This window comes from Terrabacter sp. NPDC080008 (assembly GCF_040702505.1).
Taxonomy (GTDB): domain Bacteria; phylum Actinomycetota; class Actinomycetes; order Actinomycetales; family Dermatophilaceae; genus Terrabacter.
Genome location: NZ_JBFBLC010000001.1, coordinates 701,599 through 720,983, shown reverse-complemented (window position 1 = coordinate 720,983; position 19,385 = coordinate 701,599). Strand labels below are relative to the sequence as shown.

Sequence of the window (19,385 nt, the reverse complement as noted above, 5' to 3'; positions counted from 1 at the left end):
TTCCGCCCGTCCAGGGTTGGGCCGGCGTCAGTCCCGGTTCATCCGCTGCTCGAGCACGTACGCGACGACGATGCACACGACGAGGACCATCGCGGGCGGGAGGTAGCGGGCCGCGCCCTCGAGCCGGAGCCAGTCGTAGGGGGCGGTGGTCAGCCCGAAGATCGACAGGTCGAGCAGGTAGCGCACGATCGGCAGCACGCCGAAGACGATCCCGACGACACCGACGAGGTTGACCACCAGGCGCATCCCGCCCCCGGTCTCGCGCGACTCGTTCATGGGCTCCAACCTACGGGGGCGCGCGGACCCGGTCGCGCGACGGTGTAGAAAATCAGGCATGGCCACCACCTCCCTCGGAGACACCACCGTCCACACCGTCGGCGACCTGCCCGCCGTCGGCTCGCCCGCCCCGGCGTTCACGCTGACCGGCACCGACCTGCGCGACGACGTCGTGCTCCCCGCCGGCCGCCGGGCGGTGCTCAACATCTTCCCGAGCGTCGACACCGGGGTGTGTGCGACCAGCGTGCGGCGCTTCAACGAGCTGGCGGCCGGCCTCGAGAACACGACGGTCGTCTGTGTCTCGGCCGACCTGCCCTTCGCGCTCGGACGCTTTTGCGGCGCCGAGGGCATCGACAACGTCGTCGTCGCCTCGACGTTCCGGTCGGGCTTCGGCTACGACTACGGCGTGCGCATGGAGAACGGCGGGTTCGCGGCCCTGATGGCGCGCGCGGTCGTCGTCATCGACACCGACGGCACGGTGCTGCACACGGAGCTGGTGCCGGCCATCGGCCAGGAGCCGGACTACGACGCCGCGGTCGCCGCGCTCGGCTGAGCTGCCGCCCGCCGCGGCTCACTCCGTGTCGTCGTCGACCCAGTCGAGGGTGCGCTGCACGGCCTTCTTCCAGGAGCGGTAGAGCCGCTCGCGCTCGGCCTGCCCCATCTGCGGGCTCCAGCGCCGGTCCTCACCCCAGTTCTCCCGGATCTCGTCGGTGCTCGCCCAGTAGCCGACGGCCAGCCCGGCGGCGTACGCGGCCCCGAGCGCCGTCGTCTCGGCGACGACCGGACGCACGACGTCCACCCCGAGCAGGTCGGCCTGGAACTGCATGAGGGTGTCGTTGACGACCATGCCGCCGTCGACACGCAGCTCCGCGAGCGGCACGCCGGAGTCGGCGTTCATCGCCTCGAGCACCTCACGGGTCTGGAATGCCGTGGCCTCCAGAGCCGCTCGCGCGATGTGTCCCTTGTTGACGTAGCGCGTCAGGCCCACCAGGGCGCCGCGGGCGTCAGGGCGCCAGTGCGGCGCGAAGAGACCCGAGAAGGCGGGGACGAAGTACGCGCCGCCGTTGTCCTCGACGGTCGCCGCCAGCGTCTCGACCTCCTTGGCGTCCTTGATCAGCCCGAGGTTGTCGCGCAGCCACTGCACGAGCGAGCCGGTCACGGCGATCGAGCCCTCGAGGGCGTAGACCGGTTTGGCGTCCCCGAGCTGGTAGCAGACCGTGGTGAGCAGCCCGTTCTTGGAGGCGACGATCTCCTCGCCGGTGTTGAGCAGCATGAAGTTGCCGGTGCCGTAGGTGTTTTTCGCGGTGCCGACGTCCAGGCAGGCCTGGCCGAAGGTGGCCGCCTGCTGGTCGCCGAGGATGCCGGCGACCGGCACGTCGATGAGGATGCCGGGCTTGCACCGGCCGTAGACCTCGGAGGACGACCGGATCTCCGGGAGCATCGCGAGCGGTATGCCGATCGCCTCCGCCGCGTCGGCGTCCCACTGCAGCGTGCGCAGGTCCATCAGCAGCGTCCGCGAGGCGTTCGTGACGTCGGTGACGTGCACGCCCTCGTCGGACGCGCCGCCGGTGAGGTTCCACAGCAGCCAGCTGTCCATCGTGCCGAAGAGCAGCTCGCCGGCCTCGGCCCGCTCGCGGGCGCCGTCGACGTGGTCGAGGATCCACCGCGCCTTCGGGCCTGCGAAGTAGGTCGCGAGCGGGAGGCCCACGACCTCCTTGAACCGGTCGGTGCCGCCGTCACGGGCCAGCTCGTCGCAGATCGCCTGCGTGCGGGTGTCCTGCCACACGATCGCGTTGTGGACCGGGCGGCCGGTGGCGCGGTCCCAGACGACGGTCGTCTCGCGCTGGTTCGTGATCCCGACCGCACTGATGTGCGTGGCGTTGAGGTTCGCCTTGCCGAGGGCGCCGCCGACGACGAGCCGGGTGTTCTCCCAGATCTCCATCGGGTCGTGCTCGACCCAGCCGGCCCGCGGGAAGATCTGCCGGTGCTCCTGCTGGTCGACGGCGACGACCCGGCCCCTCCGGTCGAAGACCATGGCCCGGGTGCTCGTGGTGCCCTGGTCGATCGCCACGACATGGCTGCGCTGCTCCGTCGGCATGCCCTGACCGTACCGTCGGCGATCAGGGCCGTCACGAGGCGTTGACCCTCTGCCTGACCGCCGCCCTGACCGTCTGCTGGAGGCTGGACAGCCCCGCGGTGGGCCACCGTCCGCTCGTTAGAGTGGCTGTCTCGGCAGCGACGTGAAGGGACACCCCATGACGAGCCCAGTGCGGCTGGACACGGAGTACCGGGCGCGGGCGTGGAAGCGCCTCGCCACCAAGCATTTCGACGTGCTGGTCGTCGGCGGCGGGGTGACGGGTGCTGGGGTCGCCCTCGATGCCGCCACGCGCGGCCTGTCGACCGCCCTCGTGGAGCAGCGCGACTTCGGCGCCGGCACCTCCTCCCGCTCGTCGAAGCTCTTCCACGGCGGCCTGCGATATCTCGAGCAGATGAACTTCGACCTGGTGCGCGAGGCGCTCAAGGAGCGCGAGCTGATGCTCAGCCGCATCGCCCCGCATCTCGTCAAGCCGGTCTCGTTCCTCTACCCCCTCACCGGTCGCGGCTGGGAGCGCCCTTACGTCAGTGCGGGGCTCACGCTCTACGACACGATGGGCGGCGCCCGCTCCGTGCCCCGGCACAAGCAGCTGACCCGCACCGGCGCACTCCGGCTCGCCCCGGCCCTCAAGCGCGAGGCACTGACGGGTGGCCTGCTCTACTACGACGCCCAGGCGGACGACGCCCGGCACACGCTGACCACGGTGCGCACCGCGGCGGCATACGGCGCCACCGTCCTCAGCTCGGCCCGCGTCGTCGACCTGCTGCGGGCGGGCGAGCGGATCGTCGGCGCGGTCGTCGAGGACGTCGAGACCGGCGAGCGCGTCGAGGTGCGCTCCTCGGTGGTCATCAACTGCACGGGCGTGTGGACCGACGACATCCAGCGGATGGCCGGCGGCCGCGGGCGCTTCAACGTGCGGGCGAGCAAGGGCGTGCACATCGTCGTCCCGCGCGACCGCATCAACTCCGAGACCGGCCTGATCCTGCGCACCGAGAAGTCGGTGCTCTTCGTCATCCCCTGGGGCACGCACTGGATCGTCGGCACCACCGACACCGACTGGCAGCTCGACCTCGCGCACCCGGCCGCCACCCGCGCCGACATCGACTACATCCTCGACCACATCAACTCGGTGCTGAAGGTGCCGCTGACGCACGACGACATCCAGGGTGTCTACGCCGGGCTGCGCCCGCTGCTCTCGGGCGAGAGCGAGGACACCAGCCAGCTCTCGCGCGAGCACGCCGTGGCGCGCCCGCAGCCCGGGCTCGTCTCCATCGCGGGCGGAAAGTACACGACCTACCGCGTCATGGCGGCCGACGCCGTCGACGCGGCCAGCCAGGACATCGGCGGCGAGGTGTCCGACAGCGTGACCGAGTTCATCCCGCTCTCGGGCGCCGAGGGCTACGTGGCGCTCGTCAACCAGATCGACCGGCTCGCCCGCCACCAGGGGCTCCCCGTCTGGCGCATCACCCACCTGCTCGAGCGCTACGGTTCGCTCGTGCACGAGCTCTTCGCGCTGGCCGAGCACGACCGCTCCCTCTACGAGCCGCTGCCCGGCGCCGAGGAGTACCTCAAGGTCGAGGCGCTGTATGCCGCCACGCACGAGGGCGCGCTGCACCTCGACGACGTGCTGGCCCGTCGCACCCGCATCTCGATCGAGACGCCGAGCCGCGGCGTCGACAGCGCGCGGGCCGTGGCCGAGATCGTGGCGCCGGTGCTCGGCTGGGACGCCGAGCAGGTCGAGTCGGAGGTCTCCCGCTACCTCGCGCGCGTCGAGGCCGAGCGCGAGTCGCAGAAGGAGCTGGCCGACTCCGAGGCCAACGCCGAGCGGACCAGCGCCCCCGACGCCCGGCGCATCCCGGTGTCCAGGGCGCCCGAGGGCGCCGCGAGCGTGGAATGACGGCCGAGAGCACCGACGTCCTCGTCGTCGGCGGCGCGGGCGTCGACACCATCGTGCGCGTCGAGAGCCTGCCCGTCCCCTTCGCCGACTCCTACGCCGTGCCGCCGATCCACACGGTCGTCGGGCACACCGGCAGCGGCGTGGCGCTCGGCTGCCACCGCCTCGGGCTGCGCGCCTGCTTCGTCGACGTCATCGGCGACGACCACGAGGGACGCATGCTGCAGGACCGCTTCGCGGAGGAGGGGCTGCGCTTCGAGACCGTCGTCCACCCGAGCGGGACGCGCCGAGCCGTCAACCTCGTCGACGCGACCGGCCGCCGCATGTCGTTCTACGACGCACGCCACCCCTACGACCTGGTGCCCGACGCGGCCCTGTGGCGAGAGCCGCTGGCAGGTGCCCGGCACGTGCACGCCTCGATCATGCCGTGGACGGTGCACGCCCTCGAGGACGCCACCGCCGCGGGGGTGACCACCTCGACCGACCTGCACGACTGGGACGGGCACAACCCGCACCACCGCCCGTTCGCGTATGCCGCCGACCTCGTCTTCGTGTCGGGCTCGCGCCTCGCGGGGATCCAAGATGCCGTCGTCGCCGACGTGCTCGACCGGGGCCGGGCCCGGGTCGTCGTCGTCATGGACGGGGCGCGGGGCAGCCGTGTCACCGTCCGTGACGGCGGGTCGTTCGCCGTGCCCGCGGTCGACCTCGCGGGCCGGCCGGCCGTGGACTCCAACGGAGCGGGCGACGCGTACGTCTCCGCCTTCCTGCAGGCCTGGCTCGCCGGCGGCGACGCCCGGGCGGCGTCCCAGGCAGGGGCGGTCGCGGGCGCGTGGGCGTGCGGGACCGCCGGCACCCACTCGAGCCTCATCGGCCCCGACGAGCTGGCCCGACAGCTCGACGCGCACTTCGGCCCCCGTGTCGACACCCCTGTGGACACCCCCGTCGACAGCCAGGCGGGCGCCCGCCCCCGCGACCCGTCGAGCTGAGCAACCGCTGCGACGTCAGCCGGCGCCGCCGCCCTCCGCCTGCCCGTCCTGCGAGTGGTCGCCGGCGATGTTGACGACCCACCCGATGCCGAAGCGGTCGGTCAGCATGCCGAACTCGTCGCCCCACATCTGCTTCTCGAGCGGTGTGCTGACGGTGCCGCCGTCGCAGAGCTTGTCCCAGTAGCCGCGCAGCTCGTCGGCGTCGTCCCCGCTCAGGCTGACCGTGATGCTGCTGCCCGGCTCATACGTCATGCCGTCGGGGGTGTCTGAGGCCATCAGGGTGAAGCCGCTCGGCGTCTCGAGCTGAGCATGCATGACATGGTCGGCATTGGGGCCGCTGTCGCCGAACTCGCCGAAGGTCGAGACGTTCAGCTCCCCGCCGAAGACGGAGCGGTAGAACTCCATGGCCGACCGGGCGGTGTCCTTGAAGCCGATGTAGGGGTTGAGTCGGGTTCCCATCTGCGTGCTCCTCCTTGAGCCAACTGGACGCTGACCACGGTAGGGCGCGCGCGCCGGGAGCCGCAGGCGTTCGGGGCAGGTACCGGCCGAGCGGCAGGTCAGTACGACCAGCGCGACCGCGCGGCCCCTCGGTCGGAGCCCATGGGCACCTGGCGTCGACCGTCGTCGGTGGGTCCCAGGCCGCCCTGGCAGCCGGGGCAGTAGAACATCGTGCGCTCCTTCGTCGGCTCGCCGATCATCGCCACCCGCACCGTCGTGCCGCAGCGCCGGCACGGCCGGCCGCTTCGCGCGTGGACGTAGTGCGTCTCTCCGTTCCGGAGGCTGCCGGTGCTCGACTGGACGGCGTGACGTCGGCCGTTGTCGATGAGGCGGTGCGCCCGCGCGACGATGCGCTCCACCGTGTCGCGGCCCAGCTCGTCGGCCGGGGTCCACGGCGGGATGCGCTCGAGGAAGAGCGTCTCGGCGCACCACATGGTCCCGACGCCGGCGAGGTTGCGCTGGTCGAGCAGCGCCTGGCCGATCGGCATCCCGCTCGCGAGGACGTTGTCGACGGCCCGGGCGAGGTCCCAGTCAGGCCCCAGCACGTCGGGCCCGAGGTGTCCCACGAGCTCGTGCTCGCGCGCGGTGGGGACGAGGTCGAGCATGCCGAGCCGCAGCCCGAGCGCGGTCCAGTCCGCCGCGGCGACGAGGGCCCGCAGCTGCGGGTTGCGACGCCAGCGCGCCGGGAACCCGGGGGTGGCCTCGATGCGCCACTGGCCCTCCATCCGCAGGTGTGAGTGCAGGGTGAGGCCTCCCTCGAGGCGGTGGAGCACGTGCTTGCCGCGGCTCACCACCTCGAGCGTCGTGCGGCCGGTGAGGTCGGCGGTCGAGATCTCGGGCCAGCGCAGGTCGGACTCGACGACCTCGCGGCCGGCGAGCGCCTGGTCGAGGCGGTGGGCCGTCCGCCAGACGGTGTCTCCTTCGGGCACAGCGCCTCCTGGTCGGGGGTCACCCGCACAGGTGAGCCTGCCACCAGCGTAGGCACTCCCCCGGGCCGGGTCAGTTGAGCCTGCGCGTGCCCTCCGGAAGGGCACCCCCGGCGTACACGTCTTCGGCGAGCGCCGCAAGCGCCGTCAGCGCCACGTTCTGGCTCCACGGTCCGAAGGACACGCGGGCGACCCCGAGCCGCTGCAGGCTGGCGAGGTCGAGCGAGCCGGGCACGGCGATGACGTTGACCTTCTGCGGACCGAGCTCCTCGACGAGCCGCGCGACCGTCGGCTCGTCGAGCAGTCCCGGGACGAAGAAGGTGGATGCCCCGGCATCGAGATAGGCGCGGCCGCGCTCCACGGCATCGGCCAGCACCGCCTGCGGGTCACGGTCGCCGGCCCGCAGGAACGCGTCGGTGCGCGCATTGAGGACGAACGGTATGCCGGCCCGCTCGCCCGCGGCGACGGCGGCCTCCACCGCGCGGATCGCGTCGGGCAGCGGCCTCAGCTGGTCCTCGAGATTGGCGCCGACGACCCCCACGTCGATCGCGCGCGCCACCGTGTCACCCGGATCGCCGTAGCCCGCCTCCAGGTCGGCCGTGACCGGGAGGTCGACCGCCGCGACGATGCGCCCGACCGCCTCGATCATCAGATCGCGCGGGATCTGCTCGCCGTCGGGGTAGCCGTGGGCGGCGGCGATCGAGTGGCTCGCGGTGGCCAGTGCCCGCGTGCCGGGGGTGCCGGCCACGACCTTGGCGGTGACGACGTCCCAGACGTTCACGAGCACCAGCAGCTCCGGGTCGCGGTGCAGGCGCTGGAGCTCCTCGGCGCGTGCCGTGATGTCCATGCTCAGGTCCTCTCCTCGAATGCGTCGTGCCGACGGCCGGGCGCGCGCTTCGGCGTGGCGCGCGGCCGGCGGTTGGGCTCAGGTCAGCGTCTCAGGCGCAGGCCCCGCGGGGTCATGTGGAAGCCGGCCTGCGAGAGCGCCTGGACGAGCGGGTGGTCTGAGCCGAGCACCGAGGCCCCGTCGGCCTTCTCGACGGTGAGCCGGCCCAGCGCACCCTCCCGGACCGCGAGCGCCAGCGCATCGGCGGCGGCCTGGAGGTGCTCGGGCTCGTCAGACCAGCAGAGCATCGTCTTGCCACCCCGCTCGACGTAGAGCACGAGCTCGCCGTCGACGAGCACGACCAGCGCCCCGGCCTTGCGTCCCGGCTGGTGGCCCTTGCGCCGGGCCGAGCCCTTCGCGGAGACGGTTCCGTCGCCGGCGTCAGCTCCAGCCTTCGTGCTGCCGGCCTTGGTGTCGTCGCCGTCGGTCGGGTCGCCGGCATCCGTGACGCCCCGCTCGGGCCACGGCACCGCTGCACCGTAGGGGTTGGCGGGGTCACTCGCGGCGAGCACCAGGGCCGGCGGCCCGGTGCGCTCACGGCTCCGGCCTGCTCCGGGCTGCCGGCCCCGGCCGCCGCGCAGCTGCGCAGAGGCCGCCGGCGACGGGGCGAGCCACTCGTCGTCCTCGGCGGGGTCGACCCGATGCCCTGCACCGGCAGCGTCATCCCCGCCCGGCAGCCGCGACATCGACCGGAGCCGGTCGACCGCACCGGTCGAGGCGAACTGCGAGGCGCCCAGCCCTTCGACGAAGTAGCCGCGCCGCACCCGCCCCGCCTCCTCGGCCGCGGCGAGCACGCGGTAGACGGCGGCGAACCCGCCCGGCACGTCCTCCGTCGCCACTGACCCGCGGGTCAGCACGCCGTAGCGGTCGAGGAGCAGCTCGGCGTTGGTGACGGCGCGCACGGTGGGGTCGGTCTCTGCGGGTGGCAGGGCCGTCCAGCGACCGACGCCGGTCGACGGACCGGAGCCGACGGCCCGTCCGGCCGCCAGTGCCTTGGACGTCGCGGCGTCCTCGGCGGCCTCGACCTGGGCCGGGGTGGTGCCGGCGAGCGCGCCCCGCAGGGAGCCGAAGCGGCCGAGCGAACCACGCCGGCCGGCATACCTCGTCGAGCGCGGGGCCGAGGAGGTGCGTTTGTGGGCGGTGCGGCCGCCGGCGAGCAGGGCGCGCAGCGGCGCGATGGTGTCGTTGGTGACGCGCCCCGACCACAGCAGCGACCACAGCGCGTCGCCCAGCTCGGTGTCGCCGAGCCCGACCCGCGTGGCGAGCGCCCGGAAGAAGAACGCACCACCGCCCTCGAGCGCCTCGAGCACCGTGCGCTCGTCGTCGGTCAGGTCCACTGCCTCGGGCGGCGTGAGGGTCAGGTGCGCGGCGTCGGCGAGGTGCAGGCTCACCCAGCCGTCATCGCCCGGCAGCGAGCCGTGACCGCGCCACACGACCTCGCCCGCGCTCATCACCTCGTCGAGGAGGGACGGACGGTAGTCGGCGACGCGGGCGGGCAGGACGAGCGACTCGAGGGCGCTGGCCGGCAGCACGGCACCGGTGAGCTGCTCGACGGCACGCAGCAGCCCCTCGCGCCCGCGCAGGCCGCCACCGACGCCCTGCCACTGCGGCAGGAACCGGGCCAGGTCGGCCTGGTCGACCGGCTCGACCTCGTGGCGCAGCGCCGCGAGCGACCGGCGCCGCAGCAGCCGGAGCACCTCGGCGTCGCAGAACTCGGGGCCGTGGCCGCCGCCGTTCTCGGTGGGCAGCAGCTCGCCCTCGACGACACGCCCGGCCGAGACGAGCCGGCGCAGCGCGTCGTGCACGACCGCCGGACCGACGCCCCACCAGGCGGCGACGGTCTGGACGGCGAAGGGGCCGTGGGTGCGGGCGAAGCGCGCGACGAGGTCGGCGAGCGGGTCGGGCACCGGGTCGAGGAAGGCCTGCGGGACACCGACCGGGAGGGCGGTGCCCAGGGCGTCGCGCAGTCGGGCGGCGTCCTCGATGGCGGCCCAGCGGTCGTCGCCACCGACGCGCACGGCGATGACCCGTCGCGCCGTCTCGAGGTCGGCCAGGGCCGCCTCGACGGCCGCTGGGCTGAAGCCCTCCGCAGCCCGCGCCACGACGTCGCGCACCGACAGCGGCCCGAGCACGCGCAGCAGGTCGGCGACGTCCTCGGCATCCCGCGCCCCGCGCTCGGGCGTGAGGCGCTGCAGCTCGGCCTCGGTGCGCGCGACGGCCTCGGGGTCGAGCAGGTCGCGCAGCGCGAGCGCCTCGCCCTGCCCGAGCAGCTCGGAGAGAAGGGACGGGTCGAGCGCCAGCGCCGCGGCGCGCCGCTCGGCCAGCGGGGAGTCGCCCTCGTAGAGGTACTGGGCGACGTAGCCGAAGACGAGGGACTTGGCGAAGGGGCTGGGCTGGCGCGACTCGACCTCGACGACGGTGACGGCGCGCGACCGGATGTCGCCCATCAACTCGACCAGGCCCGGCACGTCGAAGACGTCCTGCACGCATTCGCGCACGGCCTCGAGCACGATCGGAAAGCTGGGGTACTGGCTGGCCACCTCGAGCAGCTGGGCCGCGCGCTGGCGCTGCTGCCACAGCGGCTGGCGCCGGTCCGGTCGGCGGCGCGGCAGCAGCAGCGCGCGGGCCGCGCACTCGCGGAACCGGGCCGCGAAGAGGGCCGACCCGCCGATCTCCTGGGTGACGAGCTCGCTGACCTCCTCCGGCTCGAGGGTGACCAGCTCGACGAGCTGCTGGCCGATGGCGGCGCCGTCCTCGAACTCGAGGTCGGGCAGCCGGAAGACGATGCCGTCGTCGCCGTGCATGGCCTGCACGTCGATGCCGAAGCGCTCGCGCATGCGGGCGGCGACGCAGAGGGCCCACGGCGCGTGCACCTGGCCGCCGAAGGGCGAGAGCACCGCGACCCGCCAGTCGCCGATCTCGTCGCGGAAGCGCTCGACGACGATCGTCCGGTCATCGGGGACGTGGCGGGTCGCCTCCTTCTGCTCGGTGAGGTAGGCGATGAGGTTGTCGGCGGCCCACTCGTCGAGGCCGGCAGCCGTCACGCGAGCCCGCGCCCGCTCCGGCGTGAGCCCGACGATCTCGCGGACGAAACCGCCGAGGGCGCGGCCGAGCTCGGCCGGGCGGCCCTGCTGGTCGCCCTTCCAGAAGGGCAGCTTGCCGGCTTGGCCGGGCGCCGGGGTGACGAGCACGCGGTCGTGGGTGATGTCCTCGATGCGCCACGTCGACGTGCCGAGGGTGAAGACGTCGCCGACGCGCGACTCGTAGACCATCTCCTCGTCGAGCTCGCCGACCCGGCGACCGGGCCCCTCGCCGGACGCGAGGAACACGGCATACAACCCCCGGTCGGGGATGGTGCCGCCGCTCGTGACGGCGAGGCGCTGGGCGCCGCGGCGGCCCGAGAGCGTGTCGGTGACGCGATCCCAGACGATGCGCGGGCGCAGCTCGGCGAACTCGTCGGACGGGTAGCGGCCGGCGAGCATGTCGAGCGTGGCCTCGAGGACCGAGCGCGGGAGGGAGGCGAAGCTGGCCGCCCGGTGCACGAGCGCCTCCACGTCGGCGACGGTCCAGTCGTCCATGGCGCACATCGCCACGACCTGCTGGGCGAGCACGTCGACGGGGTTGGCCGGGATGCGCAGCGACTCGATGGCACCGGCGCGCATGCGCTCGACGACGACGGCCGTCTGCACGAGGTCGCCGCGGAACTTCGGGAACAGCACGCCCTGGCTCACGGCGCCCACCTGGTGACCGGCACGTCCGACGCGCTGCAGCCCACTCGCGACCGACGGTGGGCTCTCGACCTGGATGACGAGGTCGACGGCGCCCATGTCGATGCCGAGCTCGAGGCTGCTCGTCGCCACGACGGCCGGGAGCCGCCCGGCCTTGAGGTCCTCCTCGATGGTGGCGCGGTGCTCCTTGCTGACCGAGCCGTGGTGGGCGCGGGCCAGCACAGCAGGAGCCCCTCGGGCAGTGCCCGCCTGCGCCATGACCTCGGCCGGCGGCTTCGTCGACAGCGCGGCGAGGCTCGGCACCGGCAGCCCCTCCTGCTCGGCGAGGCGCTCCTCCCAGATCTCGTTGAGGCGGGAGGTCAGCCGCTCGGCGAGCCGGCGCGAGTTGGCGAAGACGAGGGTCGAGCGGTGGTCGGCGATGAGGTCGACGATGCGCTCCTCGACGTGCGGCCAGATGCTCGCCTGCGGGGCGTTCCCGGCCGCAGGGCCCGACAGGTCGGGCACGCCGGGTGAGATCTCGGCCGGGGCGCCGCCGAGCTCGCCCATGTCGGGGACGGGCACGACGACGTCGAGGTCCCACTGCTTAGTGGACTCGGGCTGCACGATCTCGACCGGTCGCCCGCCCGCGAGGTAGCGCGCGACCTCCTCGACGGGACGCACCGTCGCCGAGAGCCCGACCCGCTGGGCGGGCTTGGGCAGCAGGGCATCCAGACGTTCGAGGCTCAGGGCCAGGTGGGCGCCGCGCTTGGTGCCGGCCACGGCGTGCACCTCGTCGATGATCACCGTGTGGACGCCCTTGAGCGCCTCGCGCACCGACGATGTGAGCATGAGGAAGAGCGACTCGGGCGTGGTGATGAGGATGTCGGTGGGCGTGCGGGCGAAGGCCCGGCGCTCGTTGGCCGGGGTGTCACCAGACCTCACGCTGACGCTGATGTCGGGCGGCGGCAGCTCGAGCCGCGCGGCCGCGTGGCCGATGCCGACGAGCGGCGCGCGAAGGTTGCGCTCGACGTCGACTGCGAGCGCCTTCATCGGCGAGACGTAGAGGACGCGGCACCGCTCGAGCCGCTCCTCGGGCACCGGCTCGCTCGCCATCCGGTCGATCGCCCAGAGGAATGCCGACAGCGTCTTGCCCGAGCCGGTCGGCGCGACGACGACGCAGTGGTGGCCGGAGCTGATCGCGTCCCAGGCGCCCGCCTGGGCGCTCGTGGGCGCGTGGAAGCTGCTCCGGAACCATTCCGCGGTCGCCGGGGAGAAACGCTCGAGCACGTCGGCTGGCTTGCCCTTGGTCATCGGGGCCAGCCTGCCATCCCCTACCGACAGTCGCGCCGTGGCGCACTGTCGCGCGGTCTTCGGGCAGGGGTCGCAGCTCGGCGGCTGTCAGTGGTGCTCGCGCTGCTCGTGGACGACGAGCACCGGGCAGTGCCCGTGCTCGGCGCAGGCCGAGCTGACCGAGCCGAGCAGCAGGCCCGCGAAACCGCCGTGTCCGCGGCTGCCGACGACGAGCAGCGTGGCGCCCTTGCTCGCCTCGAGCAGGACCGTGCGCGCGGGGCCGTGCGCCACCTGCGCCTCGAGCCCTGCCGGGCGGTCGTCACCGAAGACCTCGTCGAGGGTCTCGCGCAGGACCGTCTCGGCGTCGACGTCGGGGCGCCAGTTCACGTCGACCGGGGAGTTGTACGCCTGGGGGTAGTCCCACGCGGTCACCGCCCGGATCGGCACCCCCTCGACGGCCGCCATCCGGGCCGCCCAGCGCAGCGCCTCCTTGGAGGACGCCGACCCGTCGACACCCACCACCACGGGTCCCGCCTGCTGGTCGCTCATGAGCCCACCCCTCTCATGCTCCATCCCCATCGTCCCGGCTTGTGGGGATCGGCGCAGCCGCTTGCGCCGGCCGTCGAGGTGCGGTTCGTCTCAGCGGCGCACCTCGCGGTGCGAGCCGTCGAGGCGGCGGGTCCAGCCGCGCCCGTCGAGGTGCTCGAGCAGCGGGATGACGGTTCGGCGGGTCGACTCCAGCGCCAGGCGGGCCTCGCTCGTGGTGAACGGCTGCGCCATCCCGGCCAGCACCCGCATGGCCCGCGCGGGTGCCGTGGGCAGGAGCACGACCTCAGGGGTGAGCCGCAGGAGCCGTCCGGCGCTCTCGGCGGCCGCGAGCTGCCGGGGCCCGAGGCCGGCGGCGTCGAGCTCGTGCTGCTCGGGCGCGGTGAAGGGGTGTGCGGCGAGCCGCTGCTCGATCTGCACGAGGGCAGCCTCCACCCCTGGCTCGAGGCTGGCGCGCACCCCGGGGATGCCCACGCGCCCGCCGGCGACCTCGAGCCCTGCGGCGGCTGCGACTTCGGGCAGCAGCTCCCGGTCGGGCAGTCCCGTGGCGGCGCGGGCCGCCTCCAGGCTGAGGGTCGGCTGCATCGGGTGCGCCTTCACGTGCTCGTCCAGGACGGCCTTCAGCGTCGTCGACCACCCCTGCCAGGTCTGCTCGTCGACGAGCCACTGCCCCCGCCGCAACACCTCTGCGGGAAGCGCGTCGACGGCGTGGCCGAGCGCCACGGCGTCCGCGACGGCGAGCACGCCGCGCCGGTGCACCTCGTGCGCAAGGTCGGGTATGCCGTCCCGCTCGGCCAGCGGCGCCAGCTCGGTCGCGCGTCGCTGGGCTGCACCACGGCGGGCCAGCTCGGGCGGGTCGGCGTCGAGCACCCTGGCGCCGGCGAGCACGGTCTGCGCGCCGGGGTCACGCAGGATGACCCGGTCGCCGGCCTGCAGCGGCAGCGGGCGCGGGAACGTCAGCCGGGCAAGCCTCTCGGACAGCGGCCGCACCCTCGTTTCGAGGGCCAGCGTGCCGACGTGGGCCATGACCCGGGCCGGAGCCTCACGCGCGACCGGTGGGTCGAGGGTGACGTCGACGACGGAGGTCCGGTGCCATCGGCCCGCCGCGAGCAGCACATCGCCGCGGCGCACGTGCTCGGCGCCCAGGCCACGCAGGTTGATCGCCACGCGGGCCACGGCGCCGACCGCCTCCCGCGGCTGCTCGAGCGACTGCAGCCCGCGCACCGTCACCTCGACGTCTGAGTCGCCGGCGCGCGACAGGAGCAGGTGGTCGCCCACCGCGACGCGCCCCTGGCCGAGGGTCCCGGTCACGACCGTGCCGCTGCCGCGGATGGTGAAGCTGCGGTCGACCCAGAGCCGCACCCGCGCCTCCGGGTCGGGCGCGGGCAGGGCAGCGACGAGACGGCCGAGCGCGTCCTTCAGCTCCCCGATCCCCTCACCGGTGCGTGCGGAGACGGCGACGGCCTCGCACTGGAGCCCGGCCGACTCCAGTCGCTGCCGGGCGTCGGCGAGGGTCGCGGTCGGGTCGGCGAGGTCGCTGCGGGTCACCGCGAGCACGCCGTGGCGCAGGCCGAGCGCTCGCACGGCAGCGAGGTGCTCCTCGGACTGTTGGCGCCAGCCCTCGTCGGCAGCGACCACGAAGACCACGGCGGGCGCCGGACCGAGGCCTGCGAGCATGTTGCCGATGAAGCGCTGGTGGCCGGGGACGTCGACGAACGCGACCTCGGCGCCCGTCGGCAACGTCGTCCACGCATACCCGAGGTCGATGGTCAGCCCGCGGCGGTGCTCCTCCTCCCAGCGGTCCGGCTCGATGCCGGTGAGGGCGCGCACCAGCGCGGACTTGCCGTGGTCGACGTGGCCGGCCGTCGCGAGCACGTGCATGGCTCAGTCCTCGGCGGCCGGGATGGCGCGCAGCACGGATCGCAGGGCCGACTCGAGCAGGTCGTCCGCCTCGGCCGGCACGCAGCGCAGGTCGACGAGGCACCGCCCGCGCTCGACCCGGGCGACCACAGGGGGCTCGCCGAGCCGGAGCGGCTCGGCGCACACGGCGGGAAGCTCGACCGCGAAGCCGGCCAGCGGCAGACCGGGTGCTGCTCCCCCACCGACCGCTCCGGCGACCTCGACGACCGTGCGCCCGAGCGCGACGGCGAGGCGCTCGGTCCGGGCGCGCAGGACCGTGACGTCGGCGTGGAGGGCCGCGGTGACGGGCGGCACCGGCCCGTGCAAGGTGGCCTCGAGGGCGGCGAGCGTCAGCTTGTCGACGCGCAGGGCGCGCGCGAGCGGGTGGCGGCGGAGGCGCTCGACGACCTCGGCGTCACCGAGGACGAGGCCGGCCTGGGGGCCGCCGAGCAGCTTGTCGCCGCTGGCGGTCACGACCGCCGCACCCGACGACAGCGCCGACGCGGCGTCGGGCTCGTCGGGCAGCAGCGGGTCGGCCCGCAGCAGGCCGCTGCCGATGTCCATGACGACGGGCACGCCGAGGGTCGCCAGCTCGCGCACCTCCACCGCCGAGGTGAAGCCCTCGATGCGGAAGTTGCTCGGGTGCACCTTGAGGATGCAGCCGGTGTCGGGACCGATCGCGTCGGCGTAGTCGGCGAGGCTCGTGCGGTTGGTCGTGCCGACCTCGCGGAGCCGCGCCCCCGTCGAGGCGATGAGATCCGGCAGCCGGAAGCCGTCGCCGATCTCGACGAGCTCCCCCCGGCTGACGACCACCTCGCGGCCTGCGGCCAGGGCGGTCGTGGCCAGCACGAGCGCGGCGGCGCCGTTGTTGACGACTAGGGCGTCACCGGCGGCGGGGACCGCCTCGCGCAGGGCGGCGAGGGTGTCGCGGCCCCGCCGGGCCCGGGCGCCGGTCGAGAGGTCGAACTCGACGTCGACGTAGCCGGCCGCCGCAGTGACGGCCTCGACCGCCGCGGGCGACAGGGGCGCTCGTCCGAGGTTCGTGTGCACGACGACGCCCGTCGCGTTGAGGACGGGCCGCAGGCTGGTCGTACGCGTGGGCAGGTCCGCGAGCGCGGCCGCGACCACCTCGTCCGGCCCGATGTCGCCCGCACGGGCGCGCTGCTGCGCGCCGGTCACCGCAGCCTTGACCGCCGGGGACCCGTGCCGCGCCACCGCCTCGGCGAACTCGGGGAGCGCCAGCACGGCGTCGGTGCGCGGGATGAGCCGCCGCGGGTCGACCTGCGACACCTGCCCACTCCTTCCACCGGCCTTCACCGGTTCCACCGGACGCGCTGCGCCGGTCCACGTCGGCACGGCAAGCATGGCGGAGGTGGACGGGAATCGAACCCGCCAGGCCGAGATGCTCGGCCTCACCGGTTTTGAAGACCGGGGGGACCACCAGGTGCCCAGACACCTCCACGCCCCACCGTACCCACCGGCCACCCGAGCCCGGTCAGGGCACCGGTGCGACATACAGTCGCGTCATGGACTCGCCTTCCGACCCGACACCCCGGCTGACGCAGTACGCGCACGGCGGCGGCTGTGCGTGCAAGATCCCTCCCGGCGAGCTCGAGGACATGGTCCGCGGGCTGACGGGCATCCCGGACGCCGACCTGCTCGTCGGGCTCGACGACGGCGACGACGCCGCGGCCGTCCGCATCACCGACGGTCTGGCGGTGCTGGCGACGGCTGACTTCTTCACGCCCGTGGTCGACGACGCGTACGACTGGGGGCGCATCGCGGCGGCGAACGCCCTCTCAGACATCTACGCGATGGGCGGCCGTCCCGTCCTCGCCGTGAACCTCCTCGGCTGGCCCCGCGACGTCCTCCCGCCCGAGCTCGCGGCGGAGGTGCTGCGCGGTGGGCTCGACGTCGCCCGCCTGGCCGCGTGCCCGGTCGCCGGAGGGCACAGCATCGACGACCCCGAGCCGAAGTACGGCATGGCCGTGACCGGCGTCGCCGACCCGGATCGGTTGCTGCGCAACGACGCCGGGCGCGCCGGGCTGCCGCTCAGCCTGACGAAGCCGCTCGGTGTCGGCGTGCTCAACAACCGCCACAAGGCAACCGGCGAGACCTTCCCCGAGGCCGTCGCCTCGATGGTCGCGCTCAACGACGTGGCGAGCCGCGAGGCGCTGGCGGCCGGTGTGCAGGCGGCCACCGATGTCACCGGTTTCGGCCTGCTCGGGCACCTCTACAAGCTGGCCCGGGCCTCGAACGTGACGGCCGTCGTCGACGCCGCCGCCGTGCCCTACCTGGACGGGGCGCGCAGCTCGCTCGCCGAGGGATTCGTGCCCGGTGGTAGCCGGCGCAACCTCGACTGGGTGCGCCCGCACCTCGACGCGACGGTCGACCTCGACGAGCTGCTCCTGCTCGCCGACGCCCAGACGAGCGGCGGCCTGCTCGTCGCCGGCGAGGTGCCCGGTGGCACCGTCATCGGCGAGCTCGTCCCCCGCGACGAGCACGTGCTGCGGGTGCGATGACCGGGCCGTCGACGCGGCCGGCGGCTGCTCCGGCCTGCGGCGCTGCCACCGGGACGCCGGGCCGGCTCGAAGAGATGCTCGAGGCGGCGCGGGCCTCGCTGCAGCGGCTGACCCCCACCCAGGCCCGCGAGGAGCAGCTGCGCGGCGCGCTGCTCGTCGACACCCGGACCGCTGCGCAGCGGGCCCGGCAGGGCGACCTCCCGGGGGCGGTTGTCATCGACCGGACCGTCCTCGAGTGGCGGCTCGACCCGGCGGGCCCGCACCGCATCCCCGAGGTCGACGCCCCGGGCCTGCGGGTCGTCGTCGTCTGCCGCCAGGGCTACAGCAGCTCGCTGGCCGCCCGGTCGCTGCAACAGCTCGGCCTCGACGCCACCGATGTCATCGGTGGGGTCGAGGCCTGGCTGGCTGCGGGACTGCCGCTCGCGCAGGGTCCCGCCGACGTGCGGGAGTGAGGCGAGCGGGCCGACCGATCAGACGGCTCGGACGGCTCAGGGGCGCGTCGTCTGAGCGCTCGGGGCTGCGGTGGTGTCGGTGCTCGCCGCCGTGGCGGCCGGCTTCTTCGTCAGCAGCGGCAGGGCCATGCCGACGAGGGCGATGATGCCCACGACGGTGAAGCCGAGCGTGTAGGCCTTCTGCTCGCCGATGAGCGAGGAGATGAGCAGCGGGCCGACGATGCCACCGAGGCTCCAGCCGATCAGCATCAGGCCGTAGATGGCGCCGGCGTTGCGCACGCCGAAGAACCGGCCGGCCGTCGAGGGCATCGTGCCGAACGCACCGCCGTAGCAGGTGTAGACCAGCGCGGCGAGGATCGCGAAGAGGGCCGCCGAGCCGACGTGCGGGATGAGCAGCAGGCACACGCCCTGGATGCCGAGGATGCCCATGAAGGCCGGCATCTTGCCGATGCGGTCGGAGATCCAGCCCCAGAAGATGCGACCGCCGCCGTTGAAGAGGCCGAGCACGCCGACGAGGGTCGCGGCCGCCGCGGCGGAGTACCCCGCGACGTCGCTCGCGCTGCCGGCCGCGACGGAGATCAGGGAGATGCCCGCTGTGACGCTGAGCGTGAGGATCGCAGTCAGGAGGTACCACTGTGGCGTGCGCAGGGCCTCCTCGGCCGTGAAGTCCACGTCGGGCACGGGGTCCTTGGTGTGGGCCCCAGGGCCGTGGCCCGCGGCCGGCGCCGCCATGCCCGGCGGGAGGTAGCCGGCCGGCGGGTTGCGGAAGAGGCTCGCGCCGATCACCACGGCGACCAGGTAGCCGATGCCGAGCGGCAGGAACGCCTTGGTCGGCATCGACGGGTCGTTGCGGATCAGGGCCTGGCCGAGTGGGGCGGTGATGACGGCACCGAAGCCGAAGCCGGCCACCGCGATGCCGGTGATGAGGCCCGGCTTGTCGGGGAACCACTTCTGCAGCATGGCGATCGGCACGATGTAGGCCATGCCGAGGCCGAAGCCGCCGAGGACGCCGTAGCCGAGGATGAGCAGCCAGAACTGGTCCTTGCCCGCGAACGAGGCGAGAATGACGCCGATGCTGTAGATGATGCCGCCGGTGAGGGCGACGGTGCGCGGGCCGCTGCGGTCCTGGATGCGACCGCCGATGTAGCTGCCGACGAAGATCATGCCGATGGCGACCTCGAAGGGCACCGAGGCCTGTGTCTTGGACCAGCCGAAGGCGTCGTGGCTCTGCAGCGCCTTGGCGAAGACGCTCCACGCGTAGACGGCGCCGATGGCCAGCTGCACGAGCACGCCGGCCACGAGGATCAGCCAGCGGTTGCCGGCTGCGGAGGCGGTGCTGTCGTTGCGAACCGCACTGGTGCTCATGAGGCTCTCCTTGTCGTCCCGGCGCTCGCCGAGGTGGGACGGC

At 73.9% G+C, this 19,385-nt stretch carries 15 protein-coding genes and 1 tRNA gene; 5 read left to right on the top strand and 11 right to left on the bottom strand.

Annotated elements, in window-relative coordinates; translation table 11 throughout:
- Positions 1–27 precede the first annotated feature (27 nt).
- Positions 28–276, bottom strand: a complete 249-nt coding sequence (locus AB0316_RS03380) for a hypothetical protein (RefSeq protein ID WP_366270458.1) — start codon at positions 274–276, stop codon at positions 28–30.
- A 58-nt stretch (positions 277–334) separates the two neighbouring features.
- On the opposite strand from AB0316_RS03380, the gene tpx reads away from it, so the two are divergent.
- Positions 335–829, top strand: coding sequence for a thiol peroxidase (gene tpx / locus AB0316_RS03375; RefSeq protein WP_366270456.1), 495 nt, complete (start codon positions 335–337; stop codon positions 827–829).
- Between the two features lie 18 nt (positions 830–847).
- Here tpx and glpK read toward each other — a convergent pair whose 3' ends face one another.
- Positions 848–2,374, bottom strand: a complete 1,527-nt coding sequence (glpK, locus tag AB0316_RS03370) for a glycerol kinase GlpK (protein WP_366270454.1) — start codon at positions 2,372–2,374, stop codon at positions 848–850.
- A 157-nt stretch (positions 2,375–2,531) separates the two neighbouring features.
- Between glpK and AB0316_RS03365 the strand changes: the two genes are divergently transcribed.
- Positions 2,532–4,268 (top strand): glycerol-3-phosphate dehydrogenase/oxidase, encoded by a 1,737-nt coding sequence (locus AB0316_RS03365; protein WP_366270452.1) that lies wholly within the window; start codon positions 2,532–2,534, stop codon positions 4,266–4,268.
- Positions 4,265–5,251: a carbohydrate kinase family protein gene (locus AB0316_RS03360; RefSeq protein ID WP_366270450.1), complete on the top strand. Its 987-nt coding sequence runs from the start codon at positions 4,265–4,267 to the stop codon at positions 5,249–5,251. The genes AB0316_RS03365 and AB0316_RS03360 overlap by 4 nt, the downstream gene beginning before the upstream one ends.
- Before the next feature lie 15 nt (positions 5,252–5,266).
- Here the strand turns inward: AB0316_RS03360 and AB0316_RS03355 are convergent, their stop codons facing one another.
- The 8 genes from AB0316_RS03355 to AB0316_RS03320 all read right to left on the bottom strand — a co-directional run bounded on the left by AB0316_RS03355 (position 5,267) and on the right by AB0316_RS03320 (position 16,463).
- Positions 5,267–5,710 carry a VOC family protein gene (locus AB0316_RS03355; protein ID WP_366270448.1) on the bottom strand — a complete coding sequence of 148 codons (444 nt, stop codon included), beginning with the start codon at positions 5,708–5,710 and terminating at the stop codon, positions 5,267–5,269.
- 98 nt (positions 5,711–5,808) lie between these two features.
- On the bottom strand, positions 5,809–6,678 hold the full coding sequence (locus AB0316_RS03350; protein WP_366270446.1) for a DNA-formamidopyrimidine glycosylase family protein: 870 nt from the start codon (positions 6,676–6,678) through the stop codon (positions 5,809–5,811).
- Positions 6,679–6,748: 70 nt separating this feature from the next.
- Positions 6,749–7,522, bottom strand: coding sequence for an isocitrate lyase/phosphoenolpyruvate mutase family protein (locus AB0316_RS03345; RefSeq protein ID WP_366270444.1), 774 nt, complete (start codon positions 7,520–7,522; stop codon positions 6,749–6,751).
- A gap of 83 nt (positions 7,523–7,605) precedes the next feature.
- Positions 7,606–12,579 carry an ATP-dependent helicase gene (locus AB0316_RS03340; protein WP_366270441.1) on the bottom strand — a complete coding sequence of 1,658 codons (4,974 nt, stop codon included), beginning with the start codon at positions 12,577–12,579 and terminating at the stop codon, positions 7,606–7,608.
- Between the two features lie 87 nt (positions 12,580–12,666).
- Positions 12,667–13,107, bottom strand: a complete 441-nt coding sequence (locus AB0316_RS03335; protein WP_366270439.1) for a universal stress protein — start codon at positions 13,105–13,107, stop codon at positions 12,667–12,669.
- A gap of 90 nt (positions 13,108–13,197) precedes the next feature.
- On the bottom strand, positions 13,198–14,985 hold the full coding sequence (gene selB, locus AB0316_RS03330; RefSeq protein ID WP_366270437.1) for a selenocysteine-specific translation elongation factor: 1,788 nt from the start codon (positions 14,983–14,985) through the stop codon (positions 13,198–13,200).
- Positions 14,986–14,988: 3 nt separating this feature from the next.
- Complete coding sequence (gene selA / locus AB0316_RS03325; RefSeq protein WP_366270435.1) at positions 14,989–16,293, bottom strand: L-seryl-tRNA(Sec) selenium transferase; 1,305 nt, start codon at positions 16,291–16,293, stop codon at positions 14,989–14,991.
- Between the two features lie 74 nt (positions 16,294–16,367).
- A tRNA-Sec gene (locus tag AB0316_RS03320) sits at positions 16,368–16,463 on the bottom strand.
- Positions 16,464–16,529: 66 nt separating this feature from the next.
- Here AB0316_RS03320 and selD point away from each other — a divergent pair.
- The gene (gene selD / locus AB0316_RS03315) at positions 16,530–17,525 is read left to right on the top strand and encodes a selenide, water dikinase SelD (protein ID WP_366270434.1); all 996 of its coding nucleotides are present in this window, start codon (positions 16,530–16,532) and stop codon (positions 17,523–17,525) included.
- Positions 17,522–17,977: a rhodanese-like domain-containing protein gene (locus tag AB0316_RS03310; protein ID WP_366270432.1), complete on the top strand. Its 456-nt coding sequence runs from the start codon at positions 17,522–17,524 to the stop codon at positions 17,975–17,977. Before selD ends, AB0316_RS03310 begins: the two co-directional genes overlap by 4 nt.
- A 36-nt stretch (positions 17,978–18,013) precedes the next feature.
- Here AB0316_RS03310 and AB0316_RS03305 read toward each other — a convergent pair whose 3' ends face one another.
- Positions 18,014–19,342: an OFA family MFS transporter gene (locus AB0316_RS03305; protein ID WP_366270431.1), complete on the bottom strand. Its 1,329-nt coding sequence runs from the start codon at positions 19,340–19,342 to the stop codon at positions 18,014–18,016.
- Positions 19,343–19,385: the final 43 nt, after the last annotated feature.

What these genes read in the sequence shown, in the direction of transcription:
- AB0316_RS03380 (WP_366270458.1), bottom strand. Translation starts at nt 276, where the DNA reads ATGAACGAGTCGCGCGAGACCGGGGGCGGGATGCGCCTGGTGGTCAAC.
- tpx (WP_366270456.1), top strand. Translation starts at nt 335, where the DNA reads ATGGCCACCACCTCCCTCGGAGACACCACCGTCCACACCGTCGGCGAC.
- glpK (WP_366270454.1), bottom strand. Translation starts at nt 2,374, where the DNA reads ATGCCGACGGAGCAGCGCAGCCATGTCGTGGCGATCGACCAGGGCACC.
- AB0316_RS03365 (WP_366270452.1), top strand. Translation starts at nt 2,532, where the DNA reads ATGACGAGCCCAGTGCGGCTGGACACGGAGTACCGGGCGCGGGCGTGG.
- AB0316_RS03360 (WP_366270450.1), top strand. Translation starts at nt 4,265, where the DNA reads ATGACGGCCGAGAGCACCGACGTCCTCGTCGTCGGCGGCGCGGGCGTC.
- AB0316_RS03355 (WP_366270448.1), bottom strand. Translation starts at nt 5,710, where the DNA reads ATGGGAACCCGACTCAACCCCTACATCGGCTTCAAGGACACCGCCCGG.
- AB0316_RS03345 (WP_366270444.1), bottom strand. Translation starts at nt 7,522, where the DNA reads ATGGACATCACGGCACGCGCCGAGGAGCTCCAGCGCCTGCACCGCGAC.
- AB0316_RS03340 (WP_366270441.1), bottom strand. Translation starts at nt 12,579, where the DNA reads ATGACCAAGGGCAAGCCAGCCGACGTGCTCGAGCGTTTCTCCCCGGCG.
- AB0316_RS03335 (WP_366270439.1), bottom strand. Translation starts at nt 13,107, where the DNA reads ATGAGCGACCAGCAGGCGGGACCCGTGGTGGTGGGTGTCGACGGGTCG.
- selB (WP_366270437.1), bottom strand. Translation starts at nt 14,985, where the DNA reads ATGCACGTGCTCGCGACGGCCGGCCACGTCGACCACGGCAAGTCCGCG.
- selD (WP_366270434.1), top strand. Translation starts at nt 16,530, where the DNA reads ATGGACTCGCCTTCCGACCCGACACCCCGGCTGACGCAGTACGCGCAC.
- AB0316_RS03310 (WP_366270432.1), top strand. Translation starts at nt 17,522, where the DNA reads ATGACCGGGCCGTCGACGCGGCCGGCGGCTGCTCCGGCCTGCGGCGCT.
- AB0316_RS03305 (WP_366270431.1), bottom strand. Translation starts at nt 19,342, where the DNA reads ATGAGCACCAGTGCGGTTCGCAACGACAGCACCGCCTCCGCAGCCGGC.